We start from the raw sequence: 13163 nt of genomic DNA, 5'->3' as shown, positions 1-13163 counted from the left end.
CCCAGCGTTCAAGCTCCAGGTGGAACTTCGGCATGCCGCTCGCCTCAAGATCGTTCAATGAACTTCGGCTCGACGCCGTAAGCCGCGCCTTCGGCAGCTTCAACGCGCTGAATCAGATCGATCTCGCAATTCGCAAGGGCGAATTCGTTGCGCTTCTGGGACCTTCCGGCTGTGGCAAGTCCACGGCGCTCAATTGTATTGCCGGGCTTCTCGGAACAACCGGCGGCGGCATCTATATGGATGGTGAGCGCATCGACCAGCTCAAGCCGGAAGATCGCGGCTTCGGCATGGTTTTCCAGAATTATGCGCTGTTTCCGCATATGACGGTGCTTCAGAATGTCGGCTTCGGTCTGCGTATGCGCGGCCTGCCGCGAGCTGAAATTGAAAGCCGCGCACAGGCTGCACTCGCGCTGGTGCGTCTGCAGGGGCAGGCGGACAAGCTTCCCGGTCAGCTTTCAGGCGGGCAGCAACAGCGCGTTGCTATTGCGCGCGCTATCGTCATCGAGCCGCCGCTCGTTTTGATGGATGAGCCGCTCTCCAATCTCGACGCCAAACTACGTCTGGAAATGCGCGCCGAAATCCGGCGCATTCACAATCAGCTTGGGGCGACAACTATTTACGTGACGCATGATCAGGACGAAGCACTGTCGCTCGCCGACCGGATCGTGGTTCTGCGCGACGGCTCGATACGGCAGGTCGGCACGCCGCGCGAACTCTACGAAAGCCCGCTCTATCTCGATATTGCGGAGTTCATGGGCTTCCGCAACAAATTGGTCGGCAAGGTCGTTCGCATTTCCGGAGACATCGCCACTATTGTCGTCGCCGGCACAGAACTGACTGGCCGCGCGATGGACGCACTCAAGGTCGGTGACGATGCGGTGCTTGCGGCTCGCGGAGATGATGTCATCGAGGGCATATCTGGAAAAAACGCGATTCAGGCCAATGTCGAAACAATCGAATATCGCGGTCGCGAATATGTGGGCACCGCGCTTACCGATACCGGTATGGAGCTTGTGTTTCACGGACCGCGCAATGCGGAACTCGGCAGCCGCGTCACCCTCGAAATCGAGGCTGAACGTGCGCTTGTTTTCGCAGGGCAGAGCTGATCATGGCCGCCGAAGCAATCGAAACAAGGCGCGACGTTAAGAGTATACCCGTCACGCCGGGTTTGCGTCAACGGCTTGCCAATCGAGGGCTCGACGGCGTGACGCTGATGATCTTGCCAGCGCTTCTCTTCGTGCTGTGCGTGTTCGTTTACCCGTTCTTCTACGGGCTGGTCCTGTCGTTCAATCCGCTCGACGGGGGCGGTGCGCTGGCGAACTATACCCGCTTCTTCTCCGATCCATATCTCTACCGGACGATCGGCGCGACGTTGTGGCTCGCAGTGCCAGTCACGATTATCAGCGCGCTGCTGGCAGTGCCGATTGCCATGCGCGTGCGGCTGATGGAGCGGCAGCGACTGCTCACGACCATTCTCGTGCTGCCGGTCACGCTCGGTACGGTTCTGGTGGCTGAAGGCCTCCTCAATTATCTGGGACCGCAAGGCTGGTTCAACCGCACCCTGATCACAATTGGGCTGATCGACGCCCCATTGCGGCTCGTCAACAATTACTGGGGCGTCTTCGTGTCGTTGGTGATCACGGTCTTCCCCTTCACATTCTTGCTGACGCTCTCCTATGTCACGGGCATCGACCCTGCACTTGAGCGGGCGGCGGCCACGCATGGGGCGAATAGCTGGCAGCGCTTCCGTTATGTGATGCTGCCGCTTCTCGTCCCCGGCCTTGTGGTCGCGGCCTGTCTTACCTTCGTGCAGGCTTTCGCGGTCTTTCCTTCAGCGGTGCTGCTGGGCGCGCCATCGGGACCGACCCGCGTGATTTCGATCGCAGCCGCACAGGCGGCATTCGAACAATATGACTACTCCATGGCCTCAGCCATCGCGATGATCATGGCTGCCGTGCAGCTTATCGTCGTGGGCTCGCTCCTTGGTGTACGCTCTCTCTTCTACCGCGGTTCGACGGCCGGCGGGAAAGGCTGAAAGATGATCCGGGACACGTCCGCACTCTCCAAGCTTTGGATCACCGCCGTCTGGGTGATCACCGGCTTTTTTATCCTCAACGTTGTCGCGGTTATCGCAGCCGTGGTCGTATCGTCCTTCGGCACGCGTTGGCTTGGAACCTGGCTTCCCATCGCGTTCACGACGCGATGGTATGCTGCCGCGTGGCGCGAATTCCAGTTGGATCAAGTGCTGCTCGTCACCTTCCAGATTGTGTTTACGGTGGTACTGCTTTCCGGCATTCTTGGCGTGACTGCAGCCTACGCCATGGCGCGGCGTGATTTTCCGGGCAAGAAGTTCGTACTTCTTATCTTTCTTCTGCCGCTTCTCGTGCCGCCGATCACATTCGGCATTCCGCTTGCCACGGTTCTCTATATGGCTGGCGTAGGTGGCACTTTCTGGGGGGTGGTGCTCGCCAATCTGGTGCCCACAATTCCCTTCGTGATCCTCGTCATGATCCCCTTCATCGAGCAAATCGATCCGAAGGTGGAGGCTGCGGCGCGCGTCTTCGGTGCGGGTACGTTCCAGCTCTTCCGCCACGTTCTGCTGCCCATGCTCCTGCCCGGTGTGCTTGCCGCGATGCTTCTGGTTCTGGTGCGTACCGTTGCCATGTTCGAGCTGACATTCCTGACGGCGGGGCCGACCAGCCAGACGCTTGTCGTCGCGCTCTATTATTCGGTGTTCGCTGCCGGAGTGCGCTCGGTCCAGTCCATCGATGCGATGGCCGTCATCTACATGATCACGTCTCTGGTGTGGCTGCTGATCGCGCTGCGCTTCGTCAATCCAACGCAGATCGTTGCACGCGGCCGTCCGGCCTCGGCTCACTGAACTCGGTGGAATCTGCCACCACTCTTCGCACGGAAAATTGCATGAAAATCGAAGCAATCGAGACGATCCAACTCCCGCACCTCAACAATATACTTTGGGTGCGGGTGCATACCGACGAGGGGATTGTCGGTTTGGGCGAGACTTTTCGCGGTGCGAACGCTGTCGCTGCATATATTCACAGCGACATTGCTCCTCAGATCGTTGGCAAGAACCCGCTGGAGATCGATCGTATCTCCAGCCTGCTGCTTTCCCCCTATGTGGGCTTCCGCTCGTCGGGTGTAGAAATTCGCGCTGCATCGGCCATTGACGTGGCGCTTTGGGACATCTTCGGCAAGGTCGTGAACCAGCCGATCCACCAGCTTCTGGGCGGCCTGTCGCGCCCGTCGATCCGCACCTACAACACTTGTGCTGGCTACACGTATAACAAGTCCGGGACGCGCCGTTACATCGGCGACGCCGATGAAGGGAAAGAAGGTCCTTACGAGGATCAATTGGCCTTTCATCGCGATGCCGGGGCGCTCGCAGAAAGCCTTTTGTCCGAAGGCATCACGGCCATGAAAATCTGGCCTTTCGATCCCTTCGCCGTGGCAAGCGGCGGCAATTTCATTCATGCGCGCGATCTCGACAAGGCGCTGATACCGTTCCGCCAGATCCGTGATGCCGTGGGCAATCAGATGGAGGTTATGGTCGAACTCCACTCCATGTGGGATCTGACCTCCGCGCTATCGATTGCCAGGGCGTTGCGCGAATTCAACCCGTTCTGGGCGGAAGACCCGATCAAGATGGTGAACCCGCAATCCCTTGCCATCTATGCGCGCCAGGCGGGAATTCCAGTCTGTGCCAGCGAGACGCTGGCGACACGCTCGCAGTTTCTCGACGTTCTCAAGGCCGATGCGACGGATTATGTCATGCTCGACATCTCCTGGTGCGGTGGACTGTCGGAGGCAAAGAAGATTGCCACGATGGCGGAAACGTTCCAGCGCCCGGTTGCGCCGCATGATTGTACCGGTCCCGTCGTATTCGCGGCCTCGATCCATCTCTCGCTCAACCTTCCGAATGCCGTGTTCCAGGAGTCGGTGCGCGCTTACTACACCTCCTGGTATCGCGATCTCGTCACCGTTATGCCGCGCATCGAAAAAGGCGAGATTTATCCATTCGAAGGTGCCGGTCTCGGCCTCGAACTTTCCGACTTCGTACTCGACCATCCCGATGTGATCCGCCGGACGACAGGAATATCCTGATGGGTCCATTCCGCTGCATCGCTGATCTGCGCGCTGGCCTTCTGGAAAGCCCGCTCTGGGACGAGCGGCGCGGCACGCTTTTTGTTTGCGACATTCCAGGCGGCGAAGTGATCGAGATCAACCTTGCCGATGGCGTTCGCCGGCGCTGGTCGTTCGGAACGGAGGTGACGGCGCTCGGACTTGGCGAAAGCGGTGCGCTGGTTGTCGCTTTGGCCCGCAAAGTGATCGTTTTTGACCCGGAGACGGATGAAAAGCGGGATTTGTGGACTGGCTATGACGAGCCGGACACGTCGCGTCTCAACGACGGCAAGGTCGGGCCGGACGGTGCCTTCTGGGTCGGCAGCATGGATGGGCGCGCCGAGCGCCAGCCGATCAGCCGCTTGTACAGAGTTGACGCGGATGGCGGCGCGATGACCGTTTCCGAAGGCTTTGCCATATCCAATGGTCTCGCCTGGTCGCCCGATGGAACAGTCATGTACCATTCGGATTCACGCGGGCCATGGATCGACCGCTATGATTTCGCTGCGGCTTCAGGAGCGATCTCGAACCGTAGCCGCATGCGCGATCTTGACGAGAAGACCGGGCGTCCTGATGGGGGAGCCTGCGACATGACTGGCGACTATTGGAGCGCTGGCGTCTCGGCTGGTGTGCTTAATCGCTTTGCTGCCAATGGCGAGCTTCGTGAAAAGCATGTGTTTCCGGTGCCTGCGCCCACCATGCCGTGTTTTTGCGGTCCGGATTTGCGGCTGCTTGCCGTCACATCCCATCGTATGAACGCTTCCGATGATACCGGGCAGTCAGGCGGTGTCTTTCTGGCTGAGGCGCCGGTTCGCGGTGTGCCGGTCCACCGTATGCGGGGTATCTGACGATGGCACGCCTCATTCTTCTCACGGGTGCTTCCGGCACGCTTGGACGCCTTCTTGCGCCGCGTCTCGTGAAGGCAGGGTATGAGGTCAGGCTTTCCGACATCCAGCCCTTTCCCGATGCCGTTCCGGAAGGCGCGCATTTCGTTCAGGCTGACCTCGTCGACGAGCCCGCGGTCAGGGCGTTGGTCGCAGGAACCGATGCGATCGTGCATCTTGGTGGAATTAGCAACGAGCAACCTTTTCGCACGATCATCGACGCCAATATTCTTGGATTGACGCATCTGTTCGAAGCAGCCCGCGAAAGCAGGCAGCGCATCGTTTTCGCCAGCTCAAATCACGCCATTGGCTACTACAAGCGCGGCGAGCTTATCGACCCGCGCGATCCCATGCGGCCCGATGGCTATTACGGCCTGTCCAAAGCCTATGGCGAACTTCTCGGCAGGATGATGTTCGACAAGCATGGGCTCGAAAGCGTGCATATGCGAATTGGCTCGTGCCTGCCTGTGCCAACGGAGGAACGCCATCTTGCCACTTGGCTGTCGCATGATGATCTCGAACGCTTGGTGATCGCGGCGATCGAAGCGCCGGAGACGGGACATGCTGTCGTCTGGGGTGTCTCGGCAAACGGCGGGTCCTGGTGGAAGAATGACGATGCCGAGCGAATTGGCTATGCGGCACGGGATGATGCCAGTCGATTTGCGCCGCTGCCTGAGACGGGCGATGCCGTCACGCGCCGCTTTCAAGGCGGCACATTCGCTGCGGACGGCTATAGCCGGGACGATAGCGGCCAATGACTGTTGAGCTGACTGGCGGCGGTTACCGCGTTCGGGTCGATCCGGCACATGGCGGGGCGATCCTGTCTATGGAGTGGACGCGACCGGACGGCTCAGTTGTTCGGTTGCTTGCGCCGCTCGATGAGTCCGCGAATGATTTCAAGGCGGGGTGCTTTGCGATGCTGCCCTTCGCCAACCGGATCGATAAAGGTTGCTTCACCTTCGGCAATCAGGAATTCGCACTTCCCATCAATCTGCCCGCCGAGGAGATGGCGATCCACGGGTTCTCGCGCGACAATCCGTGGGCGGTGGTGAGTGAAGAAGCGGACGGGCTTATTCTGGCGCAGGAATTCGAACGGGACGGCAATCCCTATCGCTATGCCGCACAGCAGAAGTTGAGCCTGTCGGAAGACGGCATCCGCATCGACCTGTCGATCCGCAACGATGGTTCGACGGCAATGCCCTTCGGCATGGGTCTTCATCCGTGGTTCGTGAAGACGCGAATGTGCACATTGACGTTCAAAGCTGACGGTACTTTCGAGCGCGACGCGCGCGGTCTGCCGACCCTTCCAATTCACAACGTTTCCGCTTTCGATCCGGCCGGCCCGGCTGCGCTCGGCGATCTTCCGTGGTTCGACGGTTGCTTCACGGGCTGGCGCGAGCGTCGCGCGCAACTCACCTGGCCCGAACTAGGGGCGGCACTTTCCATCGAAGCCGACGGCGCAATGCGTCATCTCCATGTCTACGTGCCGAATGATCGTGACGTCGTTTGTGCAGAACCCGTCAGTCATGCGCCCGACGCGATCAACCGTAGCCAACTCGGTGCGGGTATGGACATTCTCGAACCCGGTCAGGCGCTTGCAGGGTCGATGACGCTGCGCGCCATGCAGCATTCAAACTTTGAGGTATCGCCATGACCCGCAAGACTTACGATCAGCTCCGCTCGGCGCGTTGGATGGTGCCCGACGACCAGCGATCCTTCGGCCATCGCTCGCGCAGCATGCAGATGGGTTACGATGCGGTCGATTGGGAGGGCAAGCCGATCATCGCGATCATCAATACGTGGTCCGATGCGCAGCCTTGCCACATGCATTTCAAGGACCGTGTCGAGTGGGTGAAGCGCGGAATTCTTCAGGCTGGCGGGTTCCCTATGGAACTCCCCGCACTTTCGCTGTCTGAGAATTTCGTCAAGCCGACGACGATGCTCTATCGCAACCTGCTGGCGCTGGAAACGGAGGAGCTTCTGCGCAGTCATCCGATCGATGGCGCGGTGCTTATGGGTGGCTGCGACAAGACCACGCCCGGCTTGATCATGGGCGCGACCACGATGGGCTTGCCCTTCATCTTTCTGCCTGCCGGGCCGATGCTGCGCGGCAATTATGCAGGCAAGCATCTGGGCTCCGGCACGGACGGGTTCAAATATTGGGATGAGCGCCGCGCCGGGACCATTTCCAAGGAAGAATGGCAAGGCATCGAGGGCGGTATCGCCCGTTCCTACGGTCATTGCATGACGATGGGCACGGCAAGCACCATGACGGCAATCGCCGAAGCGATGGGTGTTACGCTGCCCGGGGCCACCTCTATTCCTGCCGCAGATGCAGGCCACCAGCGGATGTCGACCCAGTGCGGACGACGCATCGTCGATATGGTCTGGGAAGATTTGACGCCGGAAAAAATCATCACGCCGATAGCCGTCCAGAATGCCGTCACGGTCGCGATGGCGACCGGCTGCTCGACCAACGCGATCATCCACCTGATTGCAATGGCGCGACGCGCAGGCGTCCCGCTGGAACTCGACGATCTTGACCGTATCGGGCGCACCACGCCGGTCATCGCCAATATTCGTCCTTCCGGCACGACCTATCTCATGGAGGATTTCTTTTATGCAGGCGGCCTTCTGGCGCTGATGAAACAGCTTGGCGACAAGCTCGATTCGTCGGCTATCACAATTACCGGTCGACCGCTGACGGACGGCCTCGATCGGGTGAAAATCTGGAACGACGACGTTATTCGTCCTCTGTCCAACCCCGTCTACCACGAGGGCTCGCTTGCCGTTCTCAAGGGCAATCTCTGTCCGGATGGGGCTGTGATCAAGCCCGCGGCCTGCGATCCGAAATTCCATCGCCACACAGGCCCCGCACTTGTTGCCGACAGCTACCCGGAACTGAAGAAGATCATCGACGATCCCGATTATCCGATGACGCCGGATACCGTGCTGGTGCTGCGCAATGCCGGGCCGCAGGGCGGACCGGGAATGCCCGAATGGGGCATGATTCCGATGCCGAAGGCCCTGCTCAAGCTTGGGCTGCGCGATATGGTTCGCATCTCCGATGCGCGCATGTCGGGCACGTCTTTTGGCGCATGCGTGCTTCATGCAGCACCGGAGGCTTATGTCGGGGGACCGCTAGCGCTTTTGCGCACCGGCGATATTGTCGAACTCGACATTCCGGCGCGCCGCCTCGACATGCTTGTCGGTGAGGATGAGCTGGCGCAACGCCGTGCGGCTTGGATTGCTCCGCAGCCCCGGTATGAGCGCGGTTATGGATACATATTCACCAAACATATCGAGCAGGCCGACAAGGGCTGTGACTTCGACTTCCTGCGTGCGGAATTCGGCCGGCCGGTCGAGGAACCCGCCATCCACTAAGGCTGCCCCGCGCTGTCACCTCCAGCTTATGTGAGACCCAAATGACCGATTACATTTTGTCTGACGAAATCCGAGCCAAGCTAATGAAGGTTTCCACCGCTTCGGTGGCAACTGCGCTCTATAAAAGAGGACTGCGCAACCAGTTCATTCAGGGCGTGACGCCGGTGAACTGGAAGGGCCGCAACATGGTCGGCCAGGCATTCACCTTGCGCTATATTCCCGCGCGTGAGGATCGCAATCCGATCACCGTCTTCCGCAATGCCGATCACCCGCAGCGTGTTGCGGTCGATACCTGCCCGCCGGGCTTCGTGCTGGTCATGGACAGCCGCAAGGATGCGCGCGCTGCGTCGGCAGGTTCGATACTTGTCACCCGCCTGGCGATGCGCAATTGCGCGGGCGTCGTCTCCGACGGAGGGTTTAGGGATGCGGAAGGCATCGGCAAGCTCGACATGCCAGCTTATCACCAGCGCCCCTCCGCTCCGACCAATCTGACCTTACACGAGGCGCTCGACATCAACGTGCCGATCTCCTGCGGAGACGCGCCGGTCTTTCCCGGCGATGTGCTTGTGGGCGACGGTGATGGCGTGATGGTGATCCCGGCACATCTCGCCGACGAGATCGCCGTTGAATGCGCCAGTATGGAGACGTTTGAGGATTTCGTTCTCGAACAGGTTCAGGCCGGATCTGCGATTATCGGGCTTTATCCGGCCACGACCGAGAAGGCGCAGAATGACTATGCCGCATGGCAGGCAAAGACCGAGCGCTGAACGCCTGTAGCGGCATATTGCTTATCTAAGGCAGCAGGCCTTGGCTGCACGCAAGGCGGCTTCGCACATGTGAGCGGGCGGCGTTACCATGTCGCCTTCCTGCTTGCTGATGGAAACGGTCGACAAATTGCGTTGGCGGACTGTTTTAAACAAAGTGCGGATTTCTTCAGAGGTGTGGCCATCGCTGGCCATGACCTGGCGGATGATGGGCTCGTTCAATAAGTCATCGAGCGTCGGCTCAGTGCCTGATAGCATGGTGTCTCCTCCAGTTATGAAACAGCTTTCTCGATATGCTCTCTTGAGAGATGATGCGTTATCATCTCCAGATAGGAAGCTTCCTGTCGAATTCCAAGAAAGCACGAGCGTTAATGACGAAAAAGTTAGGAGCAGAGTCGCTTGGGGCGAATTTATTGGTCAGAAATCACGTTGCCAAGCTGACCGGAATGGCGTTCGGTTGAAAGCCATTTATTTGTTCAACGGTTACAATCGCTAAGATGAACCTCATCCATTTTGCTGCATTCCGCGCTGTCATGCTTACCGGGACTGTGAGTGGCGCTGCCGAAATGCTCGGCCGAAGTCAGCCATCGGTGAGCCGTTTGCTGGACAAGCTTGAGTACGAGCTGGGCATCGCTCTGTTCGAACGTCGCAAAGGCCTGATTACCCCTACGCCGGAAGCGCAAATTTTGCTGGACGAAATAGAACGGGCTTATGTGTCCCTGGATTCGCTTCAGTCTTTCGCAACGCGCTTAAAAAAGGGCGAAGGCGGTCAGATCAGCGTGGCCGTTATGCCGGCGCTAGGCATCAACTTCATGCCGCGTGTCCTTTGCCGCTTTCGCGAAAGCTGGCCGAAAACCAAGGTGACATTAAGTGTGCGAATGTCGCTGAAAATCGAGGAATGGGCTGCGGCTCAACAAATCGACTTCGGACTTGCAGAAACGCCTTTTCGACGCTCGGGTTTCAGCACCGAGATTTTCAGCGATGTTCCCTATGTAGTCGCTGTTCCCAGAGGGCATCCCTTGGAGGACAGGCAGCATATCGTCCCAAAGGATTTCAAGAATACGCCATTCATCTACTGGACCTCATTTCTGCCTGCTCGCCCTCTGTTCGATCAGGTTTTCCAGTCCGCAGGCGTAAAGGTAGAGGCCGCATACGAGACGACTTTCTCGGCGACGGCCTACGAGATGGTGAAGAGCGGAATTGGCATTGCCATTATCGATCCATTCACGGCCCTTCAACAGTTGGATGAGAGAGCGACGCTTCTTCCATTCGTACCTACGGTGCCGTTCAACGTGGCTTTGCTCAGGCCTGATTCAAGAAGCATCAACGCTGCAACCGAGTCGCTCTTACAACTTATGGGAGACGAGCGGGACAAAATGAAAGCACGACTTCCATCCTAGATTTAGGTTATGCATTTTATGCATAACGATCGACAATGATTCTATTTTGAGCATTTCAAACGTCCTGCTTAACTGCGCCGACTTCCCAGCGAGAGAACGCAAGGCGCATGAGCCCCACGCTATCCGAGATGCAAGGCAAGAATTACGATACGGTCGTAATTGGAGCTGGCATTAATGGTGCGGCAACTGCTTTCGAATTGGCGAGCGCCGGGTACCAGGTGCTTTTGGTCGAAAAACATGACATCGCTGCCGGTGCGTCCAGCCGGTCTTCAAGAATGCTGCATTGCGGGCTGCGTTATTTCGAGACCCCCAATCCAGTCCGTACATTTGCCCGCTATCCCTCACGCTTCGTCAACGCGATGAAGATGGCGCGTGCTTCGATGCAGGCGCGAAGAGAAATCGTCGAAACCGCGCCAAGCAGCGTAAAGCCCTTTACGATGTGTTTCCCACTTTACCGGGGCGGCGGGATCAAGGGTTGGCATCTCGACCGTGGTTTCGGCTTGTTGCGCGCGCTTGGTGGCGCAAATCCTCCGCTCGACTATCGCAAGATTGCAAAGGATTTCGAGGCCGATTTGCCCTTCGCGCGGGATTTGCGGGATCGCGACAGGCTCTCGGCCATTGCCACATATCGCGAGTATGTCTTCGACTGGCCGGAGCGATTTTGCGTTGATGCCGTGCTTGCTGCCGAGCAGCAGGGTGCGGATGTTTTGACCTTTTGTCTGGCTCGATTGGGCGAGCGAACTAAAGACGGCAAATGGTGCGTGGAATTGTCAGGTCGCGATGGGCGAGCGGCGGTCCATTGCAAACTCGTGCTGAACATGACGGGTTCGTGGATAGACGAAGTCAATGGCGTACATATCGACAATGACAAAACGCTTCCGCTGATACGCGGAACCAAGGGTGCGCACATAGTCGTTCGCTTGCCATCGGCCTATGACGGTTTCGGCATTGCTACGATCAATCGCAACGGCATGCCGTTTTACTGCCTCCCGTCCCATGATGATTATTTCTATTTCGGCCCGACGGAAACGCCGTTCGAAGGCGATGCGACGAATGTCAGCGCCAGCAATGCCGACATAGATTTTCTTTTGGACGAAGCCAATTACATGCTTCCGGCTTTGAAGCTGAAGCGTAGCGATGTTGCCTTTACCTGGGCAGGTGTAAGGCCGCTGACATTCGATCGGCAGGAGCATATGGGTCGTCGCTCTCGCGAGATTCATGAACTGTCGGATCGTGGATTGCCGAATGTCTTTGCCATGACGGCGGGTCCGCTGATGACCCATCGCAGCGCGGCCAGGGAAATGCTGCAGCGTGTCTCGGCAGTTTTGAAGGCGCCAGATAAACCCAAGACACTCACGCCTTCTTATCGCATTTCGAACGCGCCTTGCGTGTCGGGCGATCCGATCTCCTCGGACAAGCTTGACGAGTGGGTTCGCAATTCGATTGCCAATGAACATGCACGCGATTTGAAGGGAATCCTTTACACGCGGACCGGCATTGCCTGGCGTGGCCACCTTGAGCGATCGCTGGTCCAGCAAGCGGCCAACACTGCCGCTCGACTTCTTAAATGGCATGACGAACGCAAGCGGCGCGAGGTCGATGAATTCCTCGATTATCAAAGAACCGTATTTCGCAATGCGACGACGAATTTGGCGCAAGACGCCAATATCCAATTAAAAATGGGAGAAATAATCTATGAAACTCAACAGCATTCTTAAACGCACAGTTATCGCTCTGACGCTTGGAGCGGCAATATCGACGGTCGTCCCGTCCGCACAAGCGTTCGCCGCAAATGATCACTTCAAGGAAATTCTGGAGCGGGGTGTTTTGCGGGTAGGTGTCCTGGGCGCCTTCAAGCCCTGGGCATACCGTGCTCCAGATGGCTCGCTGGAAGGAATTGAGCTCGATCTGGCGAAAAATGTTGCCGACACGCTCGGAGTCGAACTTGAGCCGGTCGTCGTCACCTCCGCCAACCGCATGGAGTTCCTTCAGCAGGGCAAGATCGATCTCATCATCGGCGGAATGTACGACACTGAAGAGCGCCGCAAGGTGATCGGCGTGATAGAGCCCGCATACTGGACATCGGGGCCGACCCTGATGGCAAAGAAGGGCATCATAAAGAGCTGGGACGATATCGCAGGCAAACCGATCTGCGCGAAGCAGGGCGTCTATTACAACAAGCTTGCCGAAACGGAATACAAGGCGAAGGTCGTGGCATTCGCCGGAAATACCGAGGGCAAGGAAGCGCTACGCTCCGGCAAATGCGTCGCGTGGATATATGACGACGCCAGCATCATGGCCGATCTCGCCTCAGGTGAATGGGACGACTATGAGATGCCGGTTCCGGTCGTCTTCAATAATCCGTGGGGAGCGGCGGTTCCGACGGAAGACCGCGACGGAGCCTGGGGTGTGTTCGTATCGGGAATGACCTATCGCTGGCACGCCACCGGCTATCTGCAGGAACTCGAGAAGAAGTGGGGCGTGCGGCCATCCGAATGGATTGCCCAGCAGCACGAAAAACACCAGTGGGACTCCAGCTATCTCAAGAGTAACTGAGTGGCCTTTCTGTCAGCAAACAAAAGTTTGAAAAT

At 58.2% G+C, this 13163-nt stretch carries 13 protein-coding genes; 12 read left to right on the top strand and 1 reads right to left on the bottom strand.

The annotated features are described in order from the left end of the window. The first annotated feature begins 32 nt into the window (after nt 1-32). The 9 genes from ABFT80_RS19910 (at nt 33) to ABFT80_RS19870 (ending at nt 9175) form a co-directional block, all read left to right on the top strand. On the top strand, nt 33-1106 hold the full coding sequence (locus ABFT80_RS19910) for an ABC transporter ATP-binding protein (protein ID WP_347973691.1): 1074 nt from the start codon (nt 33-35) through the stop codon (nt 1104-1106). Between the two features lie 107 nt (nt 1107-1213). Continuing rightward, nucleotides 1214-2035, top strand: coding sequence for an ABC transporter permease (locus tag ABFT80_RS19905; RefSeq protein WP_347973858.1), 822 nt, complete (start codon nt 1214-1216; stop codon nt 2033-2035). Between the two features lie 3 nt (nt 2036-2038). Next, nucleotides 2039-2881 (top strand): ABC transporter permease, encoded by an 843-nt coding sequence (locus tag ABFT80_RS19900; RefSeq protein ID WP_347973690.1) that lies wholly within the window; start codon nt 2039-2041, stop codon nt 2879-2881. A 41-nt stretch (nt 2882-2922) separates the two neighbouring features. Beyond that, a complete protein-coding gene (locus ABFT80_RS19895; RefSeq protein WP_347973689.1) occupies nt 2923-4122 on the top strand; it encodes a mandelate racemase/muconate lactonizing enzyme family protein in 1200 nt (399 codons plus the stop codon). After that, complete coding sequence (locus tag ABFT80_RS19890; protein ID WP_347973688.1) at nt 4122-4988, top strand: SMP-30/gluconolactonase/LRE family protein; 867 nt, start codon at nt 4122-4124, stop codon at nt 4986-4988. The genes ABFT80_RS19895 and ABFT80_RS19890 overlap by 1 nt, the downstream gene beginning before the upstream one ends. Before the next feature lie 2 nt (nt 4989-4990). After that, a complete protein-coding gene (locus ABFT80_RS19885) occupies nt 4991-5782 on the top strand; it encodes an NAD-dependent epimerase/dehydratase family protein (protein ID WP_347973687.1) in 792 nt (263 codons plus the stop codon). Beyond that, nucleotides 5779-6678, top strand: coding sequence for an aldose 1-epimerase (locus ABFT80_RS19880; RefSeq protein ID WP_347973686.1), 900 nt, complete (start codon nt 5779-5781; stop codon nt 6676-6678). The genes ABFT80_RS19885 and ABFT80_RS19880 overlap by 4 nt, the downstream gene beginning before the upstream one ends. Next, nucleotides 6675-8408, top strand: a complete 1734-nt coding sequence (gene araD / locus ABFT80_RS19875; protein WP_347973685.1) for an L-arabinonate dehydratase — start codon at nt 6675-6677, stop codon at nt 8406-8408. The genes ABFT80_RS19880 and araD overlap by 4 nt, the downstream gene beginning before the upstream one ends. 41 nt (nt 8409-8449) lie before the next feature. Next, nucleotides 8450-9175: a ribonuclease activity regulator RraA gene (locus tag ABFT80_RS19870; RefSeq protein WP_347973684.1), complete on the top strand. Its 726-nt coding sequence runs from the start codon at nt 8450-8452 to the stop codon at nt 9173-9175. 21 nt (nt 9176-9196) lie between these two features. Here the strand turns inward: ABFT80_RS19870 and ABFT80_RS19865 are convergent, their stop codons facing one another. Then, nucleotides 9197-9430: a hypothetical protein gene (locus ABFT80_RS19865; RefSeq protein WP_347973683.1), complete on the bottom strand. Its 234-nt coding sequence runs from the start codon at nt 9428-9430 to the stop codon at nt 9197-9199. A 239-nt stretch (nt 9431-9669) separates the two neighbouring features. Here ABFT80_RS19865 and ABFT80_RS19860 point away from each other — a divergent pair, with 239 nt between their 5' ends. The 3 genes from ABFT80_RS19860 (at nt 9670) to ABFT80_RS19850 (ending at nt 13128) form a co-directional block, all read left to right on the top strand. After that, a complete protein-coding gene (locus tag ABFT80_RS19860) occupies nt 9670-10572 on the top strand; it encodes a LysR substrate-binding domain-containing protein (RefSeq protein ID WP_347973682.1) in 903 nt (300 codons plus the stop codon). Between the two features lie 107 nt (nt 10573-10679). Continuing rightward, entirely contained in the window at nt 10680-12290 is a 1611-nt protein-coding gene (locus ABFT80_RS19855) for an FAD-dependent oxidoreductase (RefSeq protein ID WP_347973681.1), read from the top strand. Beyond that, nucleotides 12268-13128: a transporter substrate-binding domain-containing protein gene (locus tag ABFT80_RS19850; RefSeq protein ID WP_347973680.1), complete on the top strand. Its 861-nt coding sequence runs from the start codon at nt 12268-12270 to the stop codon at nt 13126-13128. The genes ABFT80_RS19855 and ABFT80_RS19850 overlap by 23 nt, the downstream gene beginning before the upstream one ends. Nucleotides 13129-13163 lie beyond the last annotated feature (35 nt).

Source organism: Foliimonas ilicis (genome assembly GCF_039939195.1).
In the GTDB taxonomy this organism is placed as follows: Bacteria; Pseudomonadota; Alphaproteobacteria; order Rhizobiales; family Rhizobiaceae; genus Foliimonas; species Foliimonas ilicis.
Note: the sequence above shows the minus strand (reverse complement) of the source record. Positions and strands in the feature narration are given on the sequence as shown.

Coding starts and splice junctions, on each gene's coding strand:
- ABFT80_RS19910 (WP_347973691.1), top strand. CDS start 33: ATGCCGCTCGCCTCAAGATCGTTCAATGAACTTCGGCTCGACGCCGTA.
- ABFT80_RS19905 (WP_347973858.1), top strand. CDS start 1,214: ATGATCTTGCCAGCGCTTCTCTTCGTGCTGTGCGTGTTCGTTTACCCG.
- ABFT80_RS19900 (WP_347973690.1), top strand. CDS start 2,039: ATGATCCGGGACACGTCCGCACTCTCCAAGCTTTGGATCACCGCCGTC.
- ABFT80_RS19895 (WP_347973689.1), top strand. CDS start 2,923: ATGAAAATCGAAGCAATCGAGACGATCCAACTCCCGCACCTCAACAAT.
- ABFT80_RS19890 (WP_347973688.1), top strand. CDS start 4,122: ATGGGTCCATTCCGCTGCATCGCTGATCTGCGCGCTGGCCTTCTGGAA.
- ABFT80_RS19885 (WP_347973687.1), top strand. CDS start 4,991: ATGGCACGCCTCATTCTTCTCACGGGTGCTTCCGGCACGCTTGGACGC.
- ABFT80_RS19880 (WP_347973686.1), top strand. CDS start 5,779: ATGACTGTTGAGCTGACTGGCGGCGGTTACCGCGTTCGGGTCGATCCG.
- araD (WP_347973685.1), top strand. CDS start 6,675: ATGACCCGCAAGACTTACGATCAGCTCCGCTCGGCGCGTTGGATGGTG.
- ABFT80_RS19870 (WP_347973684.1), top strand. CDS start 8,450: ATGACCGATTACATTTTGTCTGACGAAATCCGAGCCAAGCTAATGAAG.
- ABFT80_RS19865 (WP_347973683.1), bottom strand. CDS start 9,430: ATGCTATCAGGCACTGAGCCGACGCTCGATGACTTATTGAACGAGCCC.
- ABFT80_RS19860 (WP_347973682.1), top strand. CDS start 9,670: ATGAACCTCATCCATTTTGCTGCATTCCGCGCTGTCATGCTTACCGGG.
- ABFT80_RS19855 (WP_347973681.1), top strand. CDS start 10,680: ATGAGCCCCACGCTATCCGAGATGCAAGGCAAGAATTACGATACGGTC.
- ABFT80_RS19850 (WP_347973680.1), top strand. CDS start 12,268: ATGAAACTCAACAGCATTCTTAAACGCACAGTTATCGCTCTGACGCTT.